This is a genomic window from Streptomyces alboflavus, from assembly GCF_000716675.1.
Classification (GTDB): Bacteria; Actinomycetota; Actinomycetes; order Streptomycetales; family Streptomycetaceae; genus Streptomyces; species Streptomyces alboflavus.
Genome location: NZ_JNXT01000012.1, coordinates 1 through 21,665, shown reverse-complemented (window position 1 = coordinate 21,665; position 21,665 = coordinate 1). Strand labels below are relative to the sequence as shown.

Annotated in this window: 17 protein-coding genes and 3 pseudogenes; 7 read left to right on the top strand and 13 right to left on the bottom strand. The window is 73.8% G+C overall.

The annotated features are described in order from the left end of the window. The first annotated feature begins 80 nt into the window (after positions 1-80). The 4 genes and pseudogenes from OO63_RS11430 (at position 81) to OO63_RS41430 (ending at position 5,655) form a co-directional block, all read left to right on the top strand. The gene (locus tag OO63_RS11430; RefSeq protein ID WP_030360192.1) at positions 81-863 is read left to right on the top strand and encodes an SDR family oxidoreductase; all 783 of its coding nucleotides are present in this window, start codon (positions 81-83) and stop codon (positions 861-863) included. Positions 864-989: 126 nt separating this feature from the next. Continuing rightward, a complete protein-coding gene (locus tag OO63_RS11425) occupies positions 990-1,577 on the top strand; it encodes a TetR/AcrR family transcriptional regulator (RefSeq protein WP_030360191.1) in 588 nt (195 codons plus the stop codon). An 86-nt stretch (positions 1,578-1,663) separates the two neighbouring features. Further along, positions 1,664-2,821 (top strand): acetyl-CoA C-acetyltransferase, encoded by a 1,158-nt coding sequence (locus tag OO63_RS11420; protein ID WP_030360190.1) that lies wholly within the window; start codon positions 1,664-1,666, stop codon positions 2,819-2,821. Between the two features lie 192 nt (positions 2,822-3,013). Next, a pseudogene (locus OO63_RS41430) lies at positions 3,014-5,655 on the top strand (ATP-binding protein). Between the two features lie 176 nt (positions 5,656-5,831). Here the strand turns inward: OO63_RS41430 and OO63_RS11410 are convergent. From OO63_RS11410 to OO63_RS11395, 4 genes are read right to left on the bottom strand one after another with little or no spacing between them, the layout of a single operon-like run. Beyond that, positions 5,832-6,929, bottom strand: a complete 1,098-nt coding sequence (locus tag OO63_RS11410) for an NAD(P)H-dependent flavin oxidoreductase (protein WP_030360188.1) — start codon at positions 6,927-6,929, stop codon at positions 5,832-5,834. Continuing rightward, entirely contained in the window at positions 6,926-7,702 is a 777-nt protein-coding gene (locus OO63_RS11405) for a CoA-transferase subunit beta (protein WP_030360187.1), read from the bottom strand. Before OO63_RS11405 ends, OO63_RS11410 begins: the two co-directional genes overlap by 4 nt. After that, complete coding sequence (locus tag OO63_RS11400; protein WP_030360186.1) at positions 7,699-8,565, bottom strand: CoA transferase subunit A; 867 nt, start codon at positions 8,563-8,565, stop codon at positions 7,699-7,701. Before OO63_RS11400 ends, OO63_RS11405 begins: the two co-directional genes overlap by 4 nt. Then, the gene (locus OO63_RS11395) at positions 8,562-9,419 is read right to left on the bottom strand and encodes an enoyl-CoA hydratase family protein (protein WP_234311279.1); all 858 of its coding nucleotides are present in this window, start codon (positions 9,417-9,419) and stop codon (positions 8,562-8,564) included. Before OO63_RS11395 ends, OO63_RS11400 begins: the two co-directional genes overlap by 4 nt. A gap of 72 nt (positions 9,420-9,491) precedes the next feature. Between OO63_RS11395 and OO63_RS11390 the strand changes: the two genes are divergently transcribed. Beyond that, a complete protein-coding gene (locus tag OO63_RS11390) occupies positions 9,492-10,256 on the top strand; it encodes an SDR family oxidoreductase (protein WP_030360184.1) in 765 nt (254 codons plus the stop codon). A 53-nt stretch (positions 10,257-10,309) separates the two neighbouring features. After that, positions 10,310-11,254, top strand: coding sequence for an SDR family oxidoreductase (locus OO63_RS11385; RefSeq protein ID WP_051810758.1), 945 nt, complete (start codon positions 10,310-10,312; stop codon positions 11,252-11,254). A 172-nt stretch (positions 11,255-11,426) separates the two neighbouring features. On the opposite strand, the gene OO63_RS11380 is transcribed toward OO63_RS11385, so the two are convergent. From OO63_RS11380 to OO63_RS11350, 7 genes and pseudogenes are all read right to left on the bottom strand, one after another. Beyond that, positions 11,427-12,929, bottom strand: coding sequence for a SulP family inorganic anion transporter (locus tag OO63_RS11380; RefSeq protein WP_234311278.1), 1,503 nt, complete (start codon positions 12,927-12,929; stop codon positions 11,427-11,429). Between the two features lie 118 nt (positions 12,930-13,047). Continuing rightward, entirely contained in the window at positions 13,048-13,413 is a 366-nt protein-coding gene (locus OO63_RS11375) for a hypothetical protein (RefSeq protein ID WP_030360181.1), read from the bottom strand. Between the two features lie 150 nt (positions 13,414-13,563). Beyond that, a complete protein-coding gene (pcaB, locus tag OO63_RS11370; protein ID WP_051810770.1) occupies positions 13,564-15,048 on the bottom strand; it encodes a 3-carboxy-cis,cis-muconate cycloisomerase in 1,485 nt (494 codons plus the stop codon). Between the two features lie 38 nt (positions 15,049-15,086). Continuing rightward, positions 15,087-15,646, bottom strand: a pseudogene (gene pcaG / locus OO63_RS41425) (protocatechuate 3,4-dioxygenase subunit alpha). A 104-nt stretch (positions 15,647-15,750) separates the two neighbouring features. Continuing rightward, positions 15,751-16,431 carry a protocatechuate 3,4-dioxygenase subunit beta gene (pcaH, locus tag OO63_RS11360; protein WP_234311277.1) on the bottom strand — a complete coding sequence of 227 codons (681 nt, stop codon included), beginning with the start codon at positions 16,429-16,431 and terminating at the stop codon, positions 15,751-15,753. Between the two features lie 221 nt (positions 16,432-16,652). Continuing rightward, positions 16,653-17,273 (bottom strand): annotated as a pseudogene (locus OO63_RS11355) (CoA transferase subunit B); the annotation flags it as partial. After that, positions 17,273-18,028: a CoA transferase subunit A gene (locus OO63_RS11350; protein WP_030360177.1), complete on the bottom strand. Its 756-nt coding sequence runs from the start codon at positions 18,026-18,028 to the stop codon at positions 17,273-17,275. The pseudogene OO63_RS11355 and the gene OO63_RS11350, both read right to left, overlap by 1 nt. Before the next feature lie 184 nt (positions 18,029-18,212). Between OO63_RS11350 and OO63_RS11345 the strand changes: the two genes are divergently transcribed. Continuing rightward, positions 18,213-18,677, top strand: a complete 465-nt coding sequence (locus tag OO63_RS11345; protein WP_030360176.1) for a MarR family winged helix-turn-helix transcriptional regulator — start codon at positions 18,213-18,215, stop codon at positions 18,675-18,677. Here the strand turns inward: OO63_RS11345 and OO63_RS11340 are convergent. Then, the gene (locus OO63_RS11340) at positions 18,664-19,626 is read right to left on the bottom strand and encodes a DUF3048 domain-containing protein (RefSeq protein ID WP_030360175.1); all 963 of its coding nucleotides are present in this window, start codon (positions 19,624-19,626) and stop codon (positions 18,664-18,666) included. The two genes, OO63_RS11345 and OO63_RS11340, sit on opposite strands and share 14 nt — an antisense overlap. A gap of 40 nt (positions 19,627-19,666) precedes the next feature. Next, on the bottom strand, positions 19,667-21,460 hold the full coding sequence (locus tag OO63_RS11335; RefSeq protein WP_030360174.1) for a hydroxysqualene dehydroxylase: 1,794 nt from the start codon (positions 21,458-21,460) through the stop codon (positions 19,667-19,669). Positions 21,461-21,665 lie beyond the last annotated feature (205 nt).

Genomic DNA, 21,665 nt, shown 5'->3' with positions numbered 1-21,665 from the left:
TTGGTAGATTATCGTGAGGGGCAGACAATCGTCGAGGGCCGGTGCGGCCGAGGGGGTGTCAGGGGATGTCGGGTGGGGGCATGGCAGTGGTTCCTTATGTGTCCGGGCACGGCCTGCTCGACGGCCGCACCGCCGTCGTCACGGCGGCGGCAGGAGCGGGCATAGGCGGCGCCACCGCCCGCCGCTTCCTGGAGGAGGGCGCGCGCGTCGTCCTCGGTGACGCGCACGCACGCCGCACCAAGGAGACGGTCGAGCGGCTCGCCGACGAGTTCGGCGCCGAGCGCGTGCACGGCACCCCGTGCGACGTGACGGACGAGGCCCAGGTGCGGGCGCTTCTCGACCTGGCGGAGCGGGAGCACGGCCGCCTCGACATCGTCGTGAACAACGCGGGCCTCGGCGGCACGGCCGAGCTCGCCGAGATGACCGACGAGCAGTGGGACCAGGTCATCGACGTCACGCTGAACGGCACGTTCCGCTGCACCAGAGCCGCCCTGCGCCGCATGCGGGCCACCGGATCCGGGGGCGTCGTCGTGAACAACGCCTCGGTCCTCGGCTGGCGCGCACAGCCGGGCCAGGCGCACTACGCGGCCGCGAAGGCCGGGGTCATGGCCCTCACCCGCTGCGCCGCCCTCGAAGCCGCGCCCCACGGCATCCGGATCAACGCCGTCGCCCCCAGCCTCGCCCTGCACCCGCACCTCGCGAAGGTCACCTCCGCCGAGCTGCTCGACGAGCTGACCGCGCGCGAGGCCTTCGGCCGCCCCGCCGAGCCCTGGGAGATAGCCAACGTCATCGTCTTCCTCGCCAGCGGCTACTCCTCGTACATGACGGGGGAGACGGTGTCGGTCAGCAGCCAGCACGCCTAGGCGGAGAATGACCGTGTGCCGAAACAGAAGCAGTCCAGCGACACCAGCACCAGCGAGAAGCCGACCAGTACCAGCGAGAAGCCGACCGGCGCCGGGAAGGCCGCCGGCGGCAGGAAGAAGCCCCCGGTGACCCCCTCGCCCGAGCGCCGCGGCGAGCTGCTCAGGATCGCCGCGGACGTCTTCGCCGAACAGGGCTACAACGCCACCACCGTCCGCAAGATCGCAGACGCCGCGGGCATGCTCGCGGGCAGTCTCTACTACCACTTCGACTCCAAGGAGTCGATGCTCGAAGAGATCCTGCGGACGTTCCTGACCGAGCTGTGGGACGGGTACGACAGCGTGCTCTCCGCGCCCCTCGGCCCCCGGGAGACCCTGGAAGCCCTCGTCACCGAGTCCTTCCGGGAGATCGACCGGCACCGCTCCGCCGTCGCGATCTACCAGAAGGAGTCCAAGCACCTGGTCACCCAGACCCGGTTCGAGTACCTGGTCGAGTCCCAGCAGCGGTTCGAGAAGGCCTGGCTGACGACGCTGGAGCGCGGCGTCACCGACGGCGTCTTCCGCGCCGACCTGGACATCCGCCTGGCCTACCGCTTCGTGCGCGACACCGTCTGGGTCGCCGCGTCCTGGTACCGCCCCGGCGGCGGCCACAGCCCCGACGAGATCGCCCGCCAGTACCTGTCGATGGTCCTGGACGGCATCTCCGTACGCACCTGAGACCCCGCGCACGCACCCACAGACCGCGTACGCGCCCGAGACCGCGCCGTCACCACACGGCGCCAGACCGCGAGGAGTACGCAGCCATGGCCGAGGCCTACATCGTCGAGGCGGTCCGCACCCCCGTCGGCAAGCGCGGCGGCGGCCTCGCCGCCGTGCACCCCGCCGACCTGGGCGCCCACGTCCTCAAGGCGCTCATCGAGCGCTGCGGCGTCGACCCGGCAGCCGTGGACGACGTCGTCTTCGGCTGCCTGGACGCCGTCGGACCGCAGGCCGGGGACATCGCCCGCACCAGCTGGCTGGCGGCCGGACTCCCCGAGGAAGTGCCCGGCGTGACCGTCGACCGGCAGTGCGGATCCTCGCAGCAGGCCCTGCACTTCGCGGCCCAGGGCGTCCTCTCCGGCACCCAGGACCTCGTCGTCGCGGGCGGCACGCAGAACATGTCCATGGTCCCCATCGCCTTCGCCTCCCGGCAGGCCGCCGAGCCGCTCGGCCTGACCGAAGGCCCCTTCGCGGGCAGCGAGGGCTGGCGCGCCCGCTACGGAGACCGGCCGGTGAACCAGTTCCACGGCGCCGAGCTGATAGCCCGGAAATGGGGCATCTCCCGCACGGACATGGAGGAGTTCGCGCTCGGCTCCCACCAGCGGGCCCTGCGCGCCCTCGACGAGGACCGCTTCGGCCGCGAAGTCGTCCCCCTCGCGGGCGTCACCACCGACGAGGGCCCGCGCCGCGACACGACAGCCGAGAAGATGGCGTCCCTCAAGCCCGTCATGGACGGCGGCAGCATCACCGCCGCCTGCTCCTCCCAGGTCTCCGACGGCGCCGCCGCCCTGCTCATCGCCGGTGAACAGGCCGTCCGCGACCACGGGTTGACGCCCCGGGCGCGCGTCCACCACCTGTCCGTGCGCGGCGAGGACCCCATCCGGATGCTCTCCGCCCCCATCCCCGCCACGGCACACGCCCTGAAGAAGACCGGCCTGACCCTCGACGCCATCGACCTCGTAGAGATCAACGAAGCCTTCGCGCCCGTCGTCCTCGCCTGGCTGAAGGAGACCGGCGCCGACCTCGCCCGCGTCAACGTCAACGGCGGCGCCATCGCCCTCGGTCACCCCCTCGGTGCCACCGGCGCCCGCCTGATGACGACCCTCCTGCACGAACTGGAGCGCACCGGCGGCCGGTTCGGTCTCCAGACCATGTGCGAAGGAGGTGGGCAGGCCAACGTCACAGTGATCGAACGACTGTGAAGACCCCCCGCCCGGCCGCCCGCGCGCCCCGGTGCCACCGCGCCGCGCCCCGGCCACGAAAGCCCGGCAGCCTGGCATATGACCGTCTGTCACCCATGCGGGAGTAGCTGCGCGGACCGTGCTCCGCGCGAGCCCCGACCCGGCTAGGCTCGACTTCTGTACGTCGATTGAGCGACCCCGGGAGGTAGCGCGATGACGCAGGGACGGCCCGGAGGTGGTGGCGCCTGGGCCCCGCTGTGGGAGCGCGACGCGGAACTCGCCGCAGCCGAGGGCGCGGTGTCCGCGCTGTGCTCCGACCTGACGACCGAAGGCGGCCTGCTCGTCTACAGCGGCGAGGCCGGCATCGGCAAGACCGCGCTGCTGACAGAGGTGCGCCGCATCGCCCAGGGCCGCGCCACGGTCCTCGCGGCGGCGAGACCGTGGCCGAGGTCCCCTTCAACGTCGTACGGCAACTCCTGCAACCCGTCCTCGTCCAACTCAGCCCCGAAGAGGGCCGCGAGTACCTGGGCGACTGGTACGAGATCGCCGGGCCCGCCCTCGGCATCACCGAGCCGGGCGACGGCCGCCCCGACCCGCAGGCCGTGTGCGACGGCCTCGTCGACGTGGTCGCCCGCCTCTCGCGGCTGTACTGGCCACTGGTCCTGATCATCGACGACGCGCACTGGGCCGACCAGGAGACACTGCGCTGGCTCGCCGCGTTCGCCGAGCGCCTCGACGACCTGCCCGCCCTGGTCGTGGTCGCCCACCGGCCCGGCGAGGCCACCGGCGAGGGCGCCCGCCACCTCGCCCGGATCGGTGCGACGGCCCTGCCCACGACCATGCTGCGCGCCCTCACCCCGGACGCCACGGCGGGCCTCACCCGCGCCACCCTCGGCGAGCACGCCGACGCCCCGTTCTGCCGCGAGGTCTGGGCCGTCACCGGCGGCAATCCGTACGAGTCCGTGGAACTGCTCGCCAAGGTGCAGGACAGCGAGCTGGAACCGGTCGAGAGCTCCGCCGCCGAACTGCGGGACCTCAACCGCTCCGCACGCGGCCGCGGCCTCGTCGCCCGCCTGGAGGACCTCGGCACCGACGTGACCCGGTTCGCCTGGGCCGCCGCGATCCTCGGCCCCGCGATCTCCACCGAACTCGCCGCGTCGCTCGCCGGGATGCCCCACGACGACGCCGCCCGGTGCGCCGAGCGCCTGCGCGCAGCCCGCATCGTGACCAGCGGCGACGCCGGCCTGGAATTCGTGCACCCGCTGATCGCCACGGCCGTCTACGAATCGATCCCGAACGCCACCCGCACCGCGATGCACGGCCGCGCCGCCTGGGCCGTCACCCGCTCCGGGCGCGGCGCCGCCGCGGCCTCCAGGCACCTCCTCGAAGTCCACCCGGACGACGACCCGGAACTGGTCCAGCACCTGCGCGACGCCGCCACCGAACACCTCGCGGTCGGCGCGCCCGACGCGGCCCGCCGCTGTCTGGAGCGGGCCCTGCGCGAGCCGCCCCGGCCCGACGTGCACGCCCACGTGCTCTACGAACTCGGCTGCGCCACGCTGCTCACCTCACCCGTCACCACCATCGGGCACCTGCGCGAGGCCCTGGCGATGGCGGGACTCGGCCAGCAGCTGCGCGTCGACGCCGTGTGCAGGCTCTCCCAGGCACTGGTCCACAACGACCAGCTCGGCGAAGGCCTGCGCGTCATCGACGAGGAGGCCGCGCGCCTCCCGGACGGCTCCGCCCGGCTGCGGCTCCAGGCCGTGCACTACATGTGGGAGGGCATCCACGCGGGCGAGGAGGACTCACCGGGACGCTCCCGGCGCCTGGCCGCGCTCGCGGGACCGCTGACCGGCCGGGACAACGCCGAGCGCGCCCTGCTCATCCTGCGCGCCTTCGACGCCATGACGCGCGGCGAGAACGCCGAAGAGGTCGTCGAGCTGTGCGACCGCGCCCTCGTCAACGGCCGGCTCGCGCCCGGGCTCGGCTGGACCGACGCCGAGTGGAGCTTCGAGCTGCGCCTGATGCTCGGCGGCTCCTATGCCTTCGCGGACCGGCTCGACCGCGCGGAGAGCCTGTTCACGGAGGCCGTCAAGGCGTACGAGACCGCGGGCTGGAGCGGCGGTCACCTCGCGCTCGCGCATGCTTTCCTCGGCTATGTGTACCGCAGGCGCGGACGGCTCAGGGACGCCGAGAAGTCGCTGCGCGAGAGCCTGCGGCTCGCCGACCGCGTGGGCCAGGGCGGACTCCCCATGCACTGGGAGGCCGCCAGCATGCTCATCGACACCCTGCTCGCCCGCGGCCATGCCCTGGAGGCGAAGGCCGTCGCCGACCGCTACGGCTTCGCGCCGCCGTCCGCCTCCACGATCTACGTCCCCGACGCCATGTCCGTCCGCGGCCGGCTCCTCCTCGCACTCGGCCACACCGAGGAGGGCCTGAACGAACTGGAGGCCACCGCCAAGGCGTTGACCGCCCGCGGCCAGTACAACACCGTGCTCGCACCCTGGGCGTACGACCTCGCCCGCGCGCTCGCCACCGAGGACCCGCGGCGTGCGGGCGACCTCGTCGCGGACGCGCGCGTGCAGGCCGAGCGGTTCGGCACGGACACCGCGATCGGTGAGGCGGTCCGGTGTGCGGCGTCCCTGGAGACCGGGTCGCGGGCCGTCGCCCTGTACGCCAAGGCCGTGACGTATCTGGAGGCCTCGCCCTGCCAGTACGAGCACGCTGTCGCTCGGGTCGAGTACGGGATCGCCTCGGGCGCCGTGGAGGAGCTTGAGCGGGGGCTCGCTCTTGCGCGGGCGTGCGGGGCGGATGGGCTGGCCGCCCGGGCCGAGGTGGGGTTGGCCGGCGTCTAGGTGGGTGTGGGCTCCGGTGGAATTGCCCTGGACGTGGTCCGGGGTGGGCCCCCGGGGCTGCCGCCCCCGGACCCCCGCCATCGGCCTGAACGGCCTCGTCCTCAAACGCCGGACGGGCTGAAAACCCCAACCGTCGGACGGGGGCAAAGCGTCAACCGTCGGACGGGGTGAAGACCTCAGCCCTCGGGCGGGGTGAAGGCCTGCTCCTCTGTCCACCCGGCGCCCAGCCCCCGCACCGTCTCCTCCGCCTCCCGTACCACCCTCGCCACCAGCTCCGCGCACGTCGGTACGTCGTCCAGCAGGCCCGCCACCTGGCCCGATGCCATCAAGCCCTGGTCCGGATCGCCGTCCACCAGGGCGGACTTGAGCATCATCGGGGCGTTCGCCGCCAAGAGGACCTGGCTCCAGGTCAGGTCCTTGCCACGCTTCATGGCCAGGCCGTCGCGGACCAGGCCGGGCCACGTCGTGCCGGAGACACGGCGGAACGCCGCCGCGTGGCGCACCGCACGGGGCAGGGAACGCAAGGGGCCCGCGCGCTCCAGGGCGGCCACGAGGTCCGTGCGGAGCATGCGGTGGGGGAGGCCGTCCACGCGCGTGGTGACCGTGATGTCCTTGACCGTCGCCGCGAGATAGCGGGCCTTCACCGCGTCCGGCACCGTCGACTCCGCGGTGAGGAGGAACCGCGTGCCCATCGCCACGCCCGCCGCGCCGTACGCGAGCGCCGCGACCAGGCCACGGCCGTCGTGGAAGCCGCCCGCGGCGATCACCGGGATGTCCACGGCGTCCACGACCTGGGGCAGGAGCACGGTCGTGGCGACCTCACCGGTGTGGCCGCCGCCCTCGCCACCCTGCACGAGGACCGCGTCCGCGCCCCACGCCGCGACCTTCTCCGCGTGCCGCCGCGCCCCGACGGACGGGATCACCACGACGCCGCCGTCCTTCAGCTCGGCCATCAGGTCCTTCGACGGGGCCAGGGCGAACGACGCCACCCGGACGCCCTCCTCGACGATGATCCGCACCCGCTCCCGCGCGTCCCCCGCGTCCGCCCGCAGGTTCACGCCGAACGGCTCGTCCGTGCGGGACCTGACCTCGCGGACCGCCGCCCGCAGCCGCTCCGGCGTCATCGTCGCCGAGGCCAGGATCCCGAGCGCGCCCGCGTTCGCCACCGCCGACACCAGACGCGGTCCCGCCACCCACCCCATGCCGGTCTGCACGAGGGGATGCCGCACCCCGGTGAGCCGGGTCAGGGCCGTTCGCGGCCCGGGTGCCGTCACCGGGCCCGCACCTCCCGGTCGCGCAGGGCGGACGGGTCCACCACCTCGCGGATCAGCCGGAGTTCGTCGGGGGAGGGGGGCCGCGTGCGGGGGGCCCCGTCCGGCAGGGGGAGCGGGAAGCCCGTGGCGTCGTGGACCTCTTCGGGTGTCACCCCGGGGTGCAGGCTGACGACGCGCATCGTGCGGTCCGGGGTCGCGAAGTCGAAGACGCCGAGGTCCGAGACCACGCGGCGCAGTTCGTGGAAGCGCGTCGCCGACGGGCCCGCCGCCGCGGCGCTGTCGTACCCGACCCCGCAGATCATGTCGACGCGCTCGACGAAGACACGCGGGGAGTGCCGGGGGATCCAGTAACTCACTGGATTGTTGAGGGTGTTGACGGGGGCGCCGCGGACGCCGAGGAGCTGGCGGTCCGGGCGGCGCCAGTCGCCCACACAGCTGATGTTCTGGTTGCCGAAGCGGTCGATCTGGCTCGCGCCCATCATCACGTGCCTGCGGCCGCCCATCACCATCGTCAGATGGCGGCGGTACGGCAGCCAGCCCTCCGTCACCGCGGACCGTGCCCCGACCGCCGGGACGTCCCCGATCAGCAGAGCCTCGCCGTCCGTGAGGAGCAGGTCGGGCGCGAACGTCAGCTTCGCCAGGCGCGCCGCGATCGAGGGGACCGTGCCCATGGGGGAGGCGAGCACCTCGCCGTCGCCGCGCCAGGCCTCGGCGCAGGCGACCACGCAGTACTCGGCGCGGGTGGCCGTCGCGGCCCCGGTCGTCGCCGTCATCGCTGCTCCTTGTGCCAGGCCTCCACGGCCAGGTGATAGTCCTCCTCGCCGGTCCCGGCGAGGAAGCGGGTGCTGAAGTCCCCCCAGGTCTCCGGAGTGCGCGCGGCGGTGGCGTACTCCTTCTGGAACGCCTCGTCGCGGTCGTAGTCCGGCGCGCACGACGTGAAGTGCGCGCCCCGGGGCGTCTCGGCGACTCCCGTCACCGCGTGCCGCGAGACCAGCAGAGTCTGGGACGCGGCGTCCCGGGTCAGCTCGGCCGTGCCGACGATCCGCTCGCACGTCACGTACGCCGTGTCGGCGGCCTCGCAGAACAAGTCGTCGAAGTACGGATCGGGGCCCAGATACTGGGCGTTGCCGAGGGCGTCCGCGCGGTTCAGATGGACCAGGGCGGCGTCCATGCGCAAGGCGGGCACCGCCACCAGCTCCTCCCCGTCCGCGTACGGCGAAGTGACCGTCCGCAGCGACGGGTTGACCCGCAGCACGTCCGAGCCGAGGCCCGCGCGGACGGGCAGGAACGGCAGTCGCTGGGCGGCCGCCGTCAGGCCCTGCATGAACATCGCCTCGTCCAGCTCCACCAGCTCGAAGGCGCCGCGCTCGCGGGCCGCCCGGAAGTGCGGCTCCAGCGGGATCGAGTCGAGCGTCACGAACGCCGTGACCAGCTTGCGGATCCGGCCCGCCGCAGCCAGCAGGCCCACGTCGGGACCGCCGTACGCCACCACCGTCAGGTCGCGGACGTCCGAGCGCAGCAGCGCCCGCACCAGCGCCATCGGCTTGCGGCGCGAGCCCCAGCCGCCGATGCCGAGCGTCATGCCGCTCTCCAGGCGCCCCACGATCGCGTCGGGCGTCATCACCTTGCCGCTCATGACCGTCCCCCCTCCTTGCTGCGGACGTCGTCGTCGGAGTCCTCGCCGCCGTGGCACTCGCTGTCGGGTTTCTCGCTGCCGTGGCCCTGGCCGGCGGATCCCTTGCTGCCGTGGCCGTTTCCGCCGAAGCCGGCGCGGATCCGGTCGGCCAGGCCGCTGAGGTTCGCCTCGAACGTGAAGCCCTGCTCGAAGCGGTAGCTGCGGTGCACGTCGACCGGGTCGATGCCGTTGATCGCGGCCTTGGCCAGGCGCAGCAGCGTGCCGTCCTTGCGGGCGATCTCGTGGGCCAGCTCCAGGGCCGCCGCGCGCAGCTCCGCGCGCGGGACCACCCGCCACACCGAGCCGTGGGCGTGCAGTTCGGCGGCGGTCGCCGTGCGCGAGGTGTAGTAAAGGGCGCGCATCAGGTGCTGGGGCACCAGGCGGGCCAGGTGCGTCGCGGCGCCGAGCGCGCCGCGGTCCAGCTCCGGAAGGCCGAACGTGGCGTCGTCGCTCGCCACGATCGCGTCCGCGTTGCCCACGAGGCCGATGCCGCCGCCCAGGCAGAAGCCCTGCACGGCGGCGACGACGGGGACCTCGCAGGCATACACCGCCGAGAACGCCTCGGAGCACCCGTGGTTGGCGCCGAGCAGCGCGTCATGGCCGGGGTCGCGCTGCATCTCCTTGATGTCCACGCCCGCGTTGAACCCCCGGCCCGCCGCGGCGAGCACGACGCAGCGCACGCCGGGGTCGCGGCCCGCGGCGCGCACCGCGTCCGCGAGGGCGTACCAACCGCGCACGGGCAGGGCGTTGACCGGTGCGTAGTCGACGGTGACGACGGCCACGCCCGCGTCCGTGACCGAGGTGGAGACAGGCATCAGAGGATCCGCTACCTTTCGACCAGAGTCCTCAACCAAACATTTGTTAGTTGCCTTCGAAAGGTAGCAGCCATGACTGACAAGGGACAGATGGTCGTGGTCACCGGCGGCACCCGCGGCGTCGGCGCCGGGATCGCCCGGCGCTTCCTCGCCGCCGGGGCGCGCGTCGTGATCTGCGCCCGCAGGCCGCCCGCCGCCCCCGTCGAAGTGGCGGGCGTCGAGGCCGAGTTCCGCCCCCTCGACGTGCGGGACGCGGCCGCGGCCACCGACTTCTTCGCCGAGGTGGCGGCCGACCACGGCGGGATCGACGTCCTGGTGAACAACGCGGGCGGCACGCCGTTCGGCCTGCTCGCCGAGACGTCCGCGGCCCGCCAGACGAAGATCGTCGAGCTGAACCTGCTGTCGCCGCTCTACGCCTCCCTCGCCGCGTACGAGGTGATGCGCCGTCAGGACACCGGCGGCGCCATCGTGATGATCGGCAGCGTCAGCGGCACCCGGCCCTCACCCGGCTCCGGTGCCTACGGCGCCGCCAAGGCGGGTCTCGAGAACCTGGCGCGCACCATGGCCGTCGAGTGGGCGCCGCACGTGCGTGTGAACACCGTCGTCCTCGGCCTCACCCGCACCGAGAGTTCCCACCTGCACTACGGCGACGAGGAGGGCGTCGCGGCGGTCGGCCGCACGGTGCCGCTCGGCCGCCTCGCCGACCCGGCCGACGTCGGGGACGCCTGTGTCTTCCTCGCCTCCGACGGCGCGCGGTACGTCAGCGGGGCGGCGCTGCACCTGCACGGCGGCGGCGAGCGGCCCGCGTTCCTCGACGCGGCCTCCGTGAACCACTGATCGAACGGTCACCGACGAATCACCGACGAATCACCGACGAAAGGGAGTTCCGCATGAACGCTGCCACCGGGTCCGGCCCCGGACCCGCCACCGGGATCTGCGCGGGGCGCGTCGTGATCGTCACCGGTGCGGGGCGGGGCCTGGGGCGCGCGCACGCACGCGCGTACGCCGCCGAGGGCGCGCGGGTCGTCGTCAACGACCTGGGGGCGGGCCTCGACGGCTCCGGCTCCTCCGGGGACCCCGCGCACGGAGTCGTCGAGGAGATCCGCGCGGCGGGCGGCGAGGCGGTCGCGCACTACGGGGACGTCGCCACCCCGGACGGCGCCGCCTCTCTCGTGACCACTGCCCTGGAGACGTACGGACGCCTGGACACCCTCGTGAACAACGCGGGGTTCCTGCGCGACCGGATGCTCGTGAACCTCGAAGAGGACGACTGGGACGCCGTCGTACGCGTCCACCTGAAGGGGCACTTCCTGCCCCTGAGGCACGCGGCCGCGTACTGGCGCACCGAGTCCAAGGCGGGGCGCGCACCGCGCGCGTGTGTCATCAACACCTCCTCCGGAGCAGGCCTGTCGGGCAGCGTCGGACAGGGCTGCTACAGCGCCGCCAAGGCCGGGATCCTCGGGCTCACCCTGGTCGCCGCCGCGGAACTCGCCGCCTACGGAGTGTGCGTGAACGCCATCGCGCCCGCCGCGCGGACCCGGATGACCGAGCGGACGTTCGCCGACACGATGGCCGCCCCCGTGGACGGCGGTTTCGACGCGATGGCCCCGGAGAACGTGTCCCCGCTGGTCGTCTGGCTCGGCTCGGACGCCGCCGCCGGGGTCACCGGCCGCGTCTTCGAGGCCGAGGCGGGACGCATCACCGTCATGGACGGCTGGAGGCCAGGACCGAGCGCGGACAAGGGCGCCCGCTGGAGCGCCGCGGAGGCGGGCGAGGCGGCCCTGAAGCTGCTCTCCCGGGCGGAGACGCCCCAGCCGGTGTACGGGGCGCGCTGACCCAAGGGCGGGCCGACCCGAGGGCGGGCCGACCCGGTGTGCGGGCCGACCCGGTGTGCGGGCCGCCCCGGCGTGCGGGCTGACCCCGCAGGGCGCGCGCCCCGTGCCCGGCCCCGGCGCAGGAGGCCGGGACCGGACCGGGGCGCCGCCCCCGGGGGCAGCACGCCCGGGCTCACACCTGCGAAGCCACCCGCACCGGCTCCGTGCCCTCCGCGCTGTGCCGTGCCGCCCAGTTCTCCAGGGAGGTGCGGCAGGCGTGGTCGAGGTGGCGCAGGTCCGTCAGGTCGACCTCGATCGGGCGGTCCTGGGGGAGCGCCTCCAGGGCGTCGAGGATCTTCGGAAGGCGCAGGAAGGTGGCGTTTCCCGACAGGTGGGCGCGGATGGGGCCCGCGCCCTTGTCGACGACCTCGATGTGCACGTGGGACGTCTCCCATGCCGTTTTGACGACCGCGAGCGCGAGGCCGATGAGGACGCCCTCGAACATGCTCACCGACACGATCGCGACGGCCGTCACGACCAGCACCACGGCCTCGCCCCGGTGGTCACGCCACAGCCCCGCCAACTGCCGTACGGGCACCAGCTTGCAGCCCGCGTGCACCAGGACGCCCGCGAGCGCGGCGACCGGGATGAGGCCGAGCGCGGCGGGCAGCAGCGCCGCGAACAGCAGCAGCCACACGCCGTGGAGTACGCGTGACGCCTTCGTACGGGCGCCCGCCTGGACGTTGGCGGCGCTGCGGACGATCACCGCTGTCATCGGGAGCGCGCCGAGGAGCCCGCACACCGTGTTGCCCGCGCCCTGCGCCACCAGCTCCTTGTCGTAGTCGGTGCGCGGGCCGTCGTGCAGGCGGTCCACGGCGGCCGCGCTGAACAGGCTCTCCGCGGACGCGATCAGGGCGAACGCGAGGACCGTGCCGATGGCGCCGAGGCCGAGGAGTTCACCGAAGGCGCCGCTGCCGGGCGGCTGCACGGCCTCGACCAGGCCCTGCACCTCGACGGTCGCGACCGGCATCGAGAACAGCAGGGACACGCCGGTCGCCAGGGCGACGGCCGCGAGTGGCGCGGGGACCGTGCGGAACACGGCCGGCAGCCTGCGCCACAGCAGGAGCACCGCGACGGTGCCGGACCCGAGCGCGAACGCGGCCAGCGCGCGACCGGAGCCGAAGGTGTCGGCGAGCAGCTCAGGCAGCCCCCCGATCTTCGCGAGCCCGCTCGCGGGGGCCTCCTGGTCGGCGAGCGCGTACAGCTGCCCGGCGATCAGGACGAGCCCGATCCCGGCGAGCATGCCCTCGACGACGGCGACGGATATCGCGCGGAAGAACCGGCCGAGCCGCAGTGCGCCCATGACCAGCTGGAGCAGGCCCGCGGCGAGCACGAGCGCGCCGAGCGCGGGGAGGCCGAACTCCTGCACGGCCTCGTACACGAGGACGGTCATGCCGGCGGCGGGGCCGCTGACCTGGAGGCTGCTGCCGGGCAGCAGCCCGGTGACGATGCCTCCGACGATGCCGGTGATCAGGCCGAGTTCGGCGGGTACACCGGACGCGACGGCGACACCCACGCACAGGGGGAGCGCGACGAGGAAGACCACCACGGAGGCGGTGAGATCGTGCCGTCGGTCTCCGGAGACCTTTAACAGCGAACGGGCACGGAGAAGGGAACGGTCAAGGAAAGGCTGCATGGGGGAATGACTCCTGAGCGCCACGGGGGGCGTGTAGGTGCTCGGTGTGACATGGGATCGGTACGGACCGGCACGGCGACGTGTGTGGGGGTCGCGGGCGCCGGTGCGGCGGCACCGATCAGCAGCGGAAGACTTGGAGCAGGGAGGGCAGTTCACGGCCCGCGGGTCTGCTCTCGTCGTACGCGACGAGGCGCGGCAGCGACGGCCGCGCGGCCGGGGCGTCCGACGTCACCGTGACGGCGACGGCCACGTGCCCGTCGGTGACGGGGCACGCGTGCGGCCGGGCCCGGACCCGCATGTGCTCGGACGCGGCCCCGGCTCCCGCGGGACCCTCACAGGCCGACGAGACGACGGACTCCCTGGCCTCGACGGCGAGCCCTGCGACCGCACCGCCGCCGGATCCGGGACCGAAGCACTGGAGGACGACGAACAGCACGGCGGCCAGCGCGGTGAACACCCAGGGGCGTCCGCCGAGTCGGGGCACGTGCTCACCTCCGTGCGTGAAGTTCCACGATCATCTCGAAACTTAAGGCACGGATGTGTCACGGGGGTGACTTGACGGTGACGTGTGCTGCTTCTCACGTGCGGGGCGTGCCTGGTCGGGGCGGTGCGGACGCCTGAGAGCGCGCTTGGTTCAACGTCGTTTCAGCGCGCGGTCCGTGAGGGCTTCCGCGCAGCCGGTCCAGTGGGTGGGGTCGGTGAGTTCGGTGAGAGTGGTGAGGTCGGGTACGGGGGGTGCGGGACCGTCGGCCCCGTGAGGCCGGGGCGGGAGCGCCGTCAGTTCCGCCGCCACCGCGTCTGCCAGGGTCCCACCGCCCGTCCTGACCTTCGCCGCCGCCGCGGACACCAGCTCAGCTGCGCGGGCGCGGCCCAGGGACGGCGTCAGTTCCACGATGAGGCGTTCGGACGTGAGGAGGCCCGCCGTGAGGTCCAGGTGGTCGCGCATCGTGGCCGGGTGGACCTGGAGGCGGTCGCACAGGTCCACCGCGTCGCGGGCCGCGCCGCCGACCAGGCGCAGGAGGTCCCGCAGGGGCTCCCACTCGGCGTGCCAGGCGCCGGGCGGGCGTTCGTCGGCGGCGGGCAGCGAGGCGTACAGCGTGGCCGCGAGGGCGGGCGCGCGCTGGGCCGCGGCGGCGATCAGGGTCGCGCGGACCGGGTTCGCCTTGTGCGGCATCGCGGACGAGCCGCCCGCCCCGCCTTCGGAGAGCTCACCGATCTCCGTGCGGGAGAGCGTGAGCACGTCGGCGGCGAGCTTGCCGAGCGCCCCGGCGGTGAGGGCGAGCGCCCCGGCGAGGTCCGCCAGGGGAGTACGGAGGGTGTGCCACGGCAGGTCGGGTTCGGAGAGGTGCAATTCGTTTGCGTAGGTGGTGATGAGACGGAGTGTCAGATCTTGGGCGTCGGGTGCGTCGGGTGCGTCGGGTGCGTCGGGTGCGTCGGGTGCGTGCCGTGTGTGCGGTGCGTACGGTCCGGCGGTCCCGTACGCCTGCGCCGCCGCCAGCGTCCCCACCGCCCCGCCCAGCTGCACCGGCAGCCCTCCTCGTACCCGCGTCGCACGGTCCCGCGCGTCCAGGACGAGCGCCCGCCACCCGGCCGCCTTCAGGCCGAACGTCGTCGGCGCCGCGTGCTGGGTGAGCGTGCGGCCCGGCATCGCCGTGTCCCGGTGGGCCTGGGCCAGGCGGGCCAACTCCCCCTCCAGCAAAGAAAGGTCGGCCAGCAGCAGGTCGAGCGTCCGCGCCGCCACCAGCATCGCCGCCGTGTCCAGGATGTCCTGGCTGGTCGCACCCCGGTGGACGTAAGGCGCCGCCTCCGGAGGCACCGCCGCCGTCAGGTCCGCCACCAGCGGGATCACCGGATTGCCGCCCGCCCGGGCCCGCACCGCGAGGGCGCGCGCGTCGAAGCGGGCGGCGACGGCGGCAGCGGTGACCTCGGCCGCCGCCGACGCCGGGGCCGTGCCCATCGCCGCCTGTGCCCGCGTCAGCGCCGCCTCCGCGTCGAGCATGGCCTGGAGAAAGGCCTGGTCGCTCGTGGCGTGCTCCGTGGGCGAGCCCGCACGCCCCGGGGCCAGAAGGCCGACGTCGAGGGCGGGGCATTCCCCCGAAGCGTGCGCCGCGCCGTTCACGCCATGGGCCGCGCTCGTCACTTCGTACGCCTCGCCGCTCACGGGAACTCCAGGAACACTGTCTCGCCCTCCCCCTGGAGGTGTATGTCGAAGCGGTAGGTGCCCGGCGGCCCCGCCTGGGCGAGGAGCGTCGCGCGGCGGCCCGCGTCCAAGTCCGTGAGCAGGGTGTCGTCGGGGTCGTCGCGCAGGTACGCGCGGGTGAACAGGTGGTTCAGGAGGCCGCGGGCGAAGAGGGCGACCGACAGTAGGGGGCGCCGCCGGGCGGGAGGGTGTGGATCGCCCAGTGGCCGTCCGCGTCCGTGGGCACACGGCCGAACCCCGTGAACGTGACGCCGTCACGGCCGGCCGGGCGGCCGGTCACGGGGTCGCGGCGCAGCGAGCCGGGCGCGCCCGCGCGGGAGCCGTCCGGCGCCGGCTGCCAGATTTCGAGGAGGGCGTCGTGGACGGGGTCCCCGGCGCCGTCGTACACGTATCCGTGGAGGGTGATCGTGTCGGGGTGGGCGAGGGGCGCGATCTCGGGGCCGCCGGGGGCGGGCAGCGCGTGACCGAAGAAGGGGCCGACGGTCTGCGAGGGGGTGGGGGCGTGCGGTGCGGGCACCGGACCTCGCCGTCCTTGCGCCGCCACTGCGCCCCGTTCCCCTTGCGCGGCCACCGCGCCCCGTTCCCCTTGCGCGGCCACCGCGCCCCGCTGTCCTTGCGCCGTCACCGCGCCCCGCCCTCCTCGAAGAGCGTCGCGGACGGGCCGTCCAGGACGACGTCCCAGCGGTAGCCGAGCGACCACTCGGGGACCGACAGGTCATGGTCGTACGCGGCCACGAGCCGGGCCCGCGCCGCCTCGTCGGTGACCGAGTGCAGCACCGGGTCCAGGGCGAGGAGCGGGTCGCCGGGGAAGTACATCTGCGTCACCAGGCGCTGGGCGAACGCCGTGCCGAAGAAGGAGAAGTGCAGGTGGGCGGGGCGCCAGGCGTTGTCGTGGTTGCGCCACGCGTAGGCACCCGGCCTGATCGTCGTGAAGGTGTACGTGCCGTCGTCGTCGGTCAGACAGCGGCCGCAGCCGGTGAAGTTCGGGTCGAGGGGCGCCGCGTGCTGATCGCGGCGGTGGGCGTACCTGCCGGCCGCGTTGGTCTGCCACAGCTCGACCAGCTGGCCGCGGACCGGCCGCCCCTGACGGTCCCTGACCCGCCCGGTGACCGTGATCCGCTCCCCGATCGGCTCGCCCGTGTGCTGCCGGGTCAGATCGCCGTCCAGCGCCGTGACGTCGGTGACGCCGAAGACGGGGCCGGTCAGCTCCACGGCCTCGGGGTCGCGGACCTGGACGAGCGGGCCGCGCGGGGTGCGGAGTTCGAGGCTGCGGTAGGGCGGGGGAGAGGGGGCGATGGTCATGGTCGGGAGCTCCTCCCTGAGCGGTGTGAGGGGTGCGCGGGCCCGGCTCGGTCGGGGGCGTGCGGGGCCTGCGCGGGCTCGGCCCGGCCGGGGGTGTGCGGGGCCTGCGTGGGCTCGGCCCGGCCGGGGGTGCGCGGGGCCTGCGCGGGCTCGGCCTGGTGGGGGACCTGCGGGGCCGCAGGCCGCCGGTGGGTGGCGCGCGTCCCGGGGATCCGCACCCGCACCTCCGCCGCCGTCCGCGCGAGGACCTCGTCGACGGCGACACCCGGCGCGCACTCGATGAGTTCGAGCCCGTCGTCGGTGACGTCGAGGACGGCGAGGTCGGTGATGATCCGGTCCACGCAGGCCCGGCCGGTCAGCGGCAGGTCGCACTCCTCGACGACCTTCGGGGAGCCGTCCTTGGCGGTGTGCGCCATCGTCACGATGACCGTGCGCGCGCCGTGCACGAGGTCCATCGCCCCGCCGATGCCGGTGACGAGCCTGCCGGGCACGGCCCAATTGGCGAGGTCCCCGCGCGCGGACACCTGCATCGCGCCGAGCACCGCCACGTCGATGTGGCCGCCGCGGATCATCCCGAAGGACAGCGCGGAGTCGAAGTACGCGGCCCCCGGCAGGACGGTCACCGTCTCCTTGCCCGCGTTGATCAGGTCGGGGTCCACCGCGTCGGGCGCCGGATAGGGGCCGACGCCGAGGATCCCGTTCTCCGAGTGCAGGACCACGCGCACGCCGGGCGGCAGCTGGTTGGGGATGAGGGTGGGCAGGCCGATGCCGAGGTTCACGTACTGGCCGTCGCGCAGCTCGCGCGCCGCGCGGGCCGCCATCTGCTCACGGGTCCAGGCCATCAGGAGCTCACCGTCCGGTTCTCGACGCGCTTGGCGGCGGCCTCGGCCGGACTCAGCTCCACCACCCGCCGGACGAACACACCCGGCAGATGCACCGCGTCCGGGTCGAGCGCGCCGGGCTCCACAAGATCCTCCACCTCGGCGACCGTCACCCTCCCCGCCATCGCGGCGAGCGGGTTGAAGTTCCGGCTCGCCCGGGCGAACACCAGGTTCCCGTGCCGGTCGCCCCGCGCCGCCCGTACCAGCGCGAAGTCGGTGCGGATGGCGTGCTCAAGGACGTACGGGACGCCGTCGAACTCCCGGACCTCCTTGGGCGGCGACGCCACCGCGACCCCGCCCCGGCCGTCGTACCGCACCGGCAGACCGCCCTCGGCGACCTGCGTGCCCACCCCGGCCGGGGTGTAGAACGCGGGGATGCCGGAGCCCCCGGCCCGCAGCCGTTCCGCGAGCGTTCCCTGCGGGATCAGCTCGACGTCCAGCTCACCGGCCAGGTACTGGCGGGCGAACTCCTTGTTGGCGCCGATGTACGAGCCCGTCACGCGCGCGATGCGGCCCGCCGCGAGGAGCACGGCGAGGCCCGTGTCCAGGGCGCCGCAGTTGTTCGAGACGACGTGCAGACCCGTGGCGCCCCGGGCGTGCAGCGCCTCGATCAGCACCGTCGGCACGCCGCTGAGCCCGAACCCGCCGACGGCGAGGGAGGCGCCGTCCGCGATGTCGGCCACCGCGTCCGCGGCCGAAGCGACCACCTTGTCCATCCGGGCCGACCTCGTCTCTCCCGCCGAGATTTCATCAGCACACTGACTATTTCCGTGAACCCCGGACTCACGCTGCCACTGCCACCTGGAGTCGTCAAGATGCCTTCGCACCAAGCGACTTGGAGATATCGTTCAGTACACCGATCCATACCGACCCATGCCTTCGGGTGCGTGAGGAGCAGCCATGGCCGCGGTGGACCTGAGCACCCACCCGGGCCACCTGGCCCGACGCCTGCAGCAGGCACACCACCTGCTGTGGAACGCGATGGTCTCCGAGGAGATCACCTCACCGCAGTTCGCGGTCCTGAACGCCCTGATCGCCGAGCCGGGACTCGACCAGCGCGGCGTGGGCGAGCGGGTGCGCCTGGACCGCTCCACCGTCGCCGACGTCGTCGGCAGGCTGACCCGCAGGGACCTCCTCGACAAGGTCCGCGACCCGCAGGACGGCCGCCGCGCCCTGCTGCGCCCCACGGCCGAGGGCAGGCGCGTCCACCGCCGCCTCACGGTGCGCGCGGCCCGGATGAACGAAGTCCTCCTCGCGCCGCTCGCCGACGAGGAGCGGGCGCTGTTCCTCAGCCTGATCCAGCGGGTCGCCGACGCGGCGGAGCGTCTGCGCGACCCCCTGGCCGAAACCGTCACGCCTTCGTGAACACCACCCACACAGGACCCTTCGCGAACGACAGCGGCTTGCCCCCGGGCGTGGTGAACTCCGTCCCGTCGGCCGCCGTCCGCCGCTCCCAGCGCGCCTCGTAGGAGCGGCCGTCGCGCAGCACCCGGGCCGTTCCCTCGCCGACGGAGCGGGTCAGCGGCGAGGTGTTGCCCGAGCGGTCGTGGAAGCGGGAGTCACGGATGTCGACGCGCTGGACCACGACCGTGGCGGCCGTCAGGGGCTTGCCCGCGGCGGTACGGGCCTGGGTGCCGTCCATCGCGATGTGCCAGCGCCCCTCGTACTCGACCCAGGTGAAGGCGAAGCGCGCCGACGGGAAGCGGACCGTGTGCCGCGTCTGTGGCGTGCCGCCCGCCGGGCGCGGGCCGAACGTGAAGCCGGTGCTGTCCAGGCCGCGCGCCTCGGCCTTGACGCCGAGCGCGGCGGGCCGCAGATAGAGGTTGTGCGGGGCGGGCTTGCCTCCGCCGCGGTAGTACGCGGGGCCCGGGGCCTTGCCCGGTGGCAGCGGCCGCAGCGGCGCCCGGTCGATGAGCGGAAGCAGCTTGGACTGCGCGCCGGAGAAGGCGAGCGCCGGATCGTCGAACTGGCGCAGCAGGTCCAGGTCCGTCTCGCGGGCGCTGCGCACCGGGCCGACGACGGGCGGCAGCTTGCTCGCGTACACCGCCATCAGGCGGCTCAGACCCGCCTCCACCTGCTCGACGTACACGACGTCCGCCGCGTCGAGGCCCGTCTGCGGGCGCGCGGGACCCACGTTGTCGATCTTCACGGCGAGCACGCGGCCGCCGTCCCCGGAGCCGGACCGCTTGCCGTCGCCGTCCCGGTCCGTCTTCAGCGTGCAGCCCGCGGCCAGCGCGGCGACGACCGCCACCGCCGTCGCCGCGCGCCACACCCGCACCCGCTCCCGCACGCGTCCCTGTGCTTGCCGTGTCATGCCGGGGATGTACCCCGAACCGGGGCCCTCTCAGCCCGGATCAGCCCAGATCCAGCAGATTGGGCAGCCCGAGCCGGTACCGGAGGCGGTCGTGGCGCCGCAGGCCCTCGATCTCCGGGGCGCGGTACAGCGGCGTCACCTCGCACCGCTTCTGGTCCGAGCCCACCCGGTCGAGCAGCGCGTTCACGGCCTGGCGGGCCGCGGCATTGGCGCCCTCCATGGTGGCCAGGTCGATGTCGACGGCCACGTAGTCGCCCGCGAGGAACAGGTTCGGGATCTTCGTGGCGGCCGACGGGCGGTTGTGCAGGGTGCCCACCGGATGGATGAGCAGCTCGTCCTCGTTGGTCGGGTTCGGGCCGCCGATGCCGTCGACGCCCGGGTCCAGGAACCACGAGTGCAGCTTGCTGTCGCTCAGAGCCGTCTTGCCGGTGTCATTGAGGGACGCCTTGAGCTGCGCCCACACCTCGCGCGCCACCTCGTCGCGCGTGCACTGCTTGGCCGTCTTGCCGTAGAGCATCCCCGGCTTGTCCCACTCGGAGATGTCCACCGACAGACAGTCCACCGCCGTGCCGTCGCCGTAGTCCGCGGGGAAGTCACGGCCCTTCCAGTGCGCGGCCTGCGCGATGCCGGTCAGGGACCACGGCGAGTCGATGAGGTTGAAGTGCCCCTCGACGACGTCGGGCCGCTGGGTCAGATAGAACTGGATGCCCGTCATCCAGTCCGTCTTGAGCTTGTCGCACCGCACCAACTGCGGGTCTGCCGCCTTGAGTTCACGGCTCCAGGTCCTGCGGGCGTGCTCGACCGGCATGGCCTGTACGTAGTGGTCGGCGACGACGTCCTCGCGCTTGCCGTCGGGGTTCTCGACGACCGTCTTCGTGATCCGGCCACCGCCGTACGCCAGCTCGCGCACCGTCCAGCCGACGCGGAACTCCACGCCGAGCGCCTTCAGATGCGTCACCCACGGGTCGATCCACGCCTCGTTGGTCGGCGCGTTCAGGATGCGGTCCGGCGGGCCGTCCGCGCCCCGCCCGAGCGCGTTGAACACGAGCGCCTCGCCGAGCGTGCCGACCGTGCGGGTGCTGGCCTCCTCGGCCTTCGTCGCCACGATGTTGCGCGTCACGCCGATCGCGAGGACCCGCTGGTAGTCCTTCGACATCTGCTCGGCGCGCACGAACTCCCACCACGGCGTCGACTCCCAGTCGTCGTCGCGGCGCTCGTCGCAGCTCGTCAGGAAGACCAGGGCGCGGTTGACGAAGTACGCGACCTCATGGCCGGGGATGCTCGTGGCCGTGTCGAGCAGGGCCGTGAGGGCGCGGGCGATGTCGTCCTTGTCGAGGTGGGCCGGGTCGCCCGTGTGCTGCGGGATCGGCAGCCGGATGTCCTCCCGGCCGCCCGACCGCGCGAAGCTCATCTCGGGCGGGCTGACGAGGTTGTCCCAGACGCCGTTCCTGTTCCCCGGGAACGGGATGCGCCGCATGGTGTCCGGCAGGTTGTGATAGATCCCCGGAATGAAGCGGAAGCCGTGCTCCCCGGGGAGCGGCCTGCGGTTCCCCTTCGCGCTGTTCGGTACGTCCATGCTGCGCGCCTTGCCGCCCAGCGCCCTGCGCTCGTACACGGTCACGGCGAAGCCGCGCTCCACCAGCTCGTGGGCGGCGGTGAGCCCGGCGACGCCGCCGCCGAGCACGGCGACCGTCCGGCCGGCCCGGGGCGCGGGGTCGGCCGCGCGTGCCGGGGCCGCCAGGGCCCCGCCCCCCAGCGCGGCCGCCCCGCCGACGGCCGCTGTACGCGCGACGAAGGTTCTGCGGGTGCTTCCTGACGTCCGTGCGTGCCCCACGTGTCGTCCCCTTACCGGTGGTAACTCGGTGTCGGGGGCGGAGCTTACGGTTGCTGGCGGGGCGCCGGAAGCGGTGTGGGGCTCCGGGGGTGACGTTGGCGCGATTTCGTCTGCGGGTGGGTGGGGGTGCCCACCGCTACCGCGGCGGGTTTCTCCCACCCGCCCACCCGTGGCAGTGGGACGCGAGGTCGCCCGGGGGTGGGCG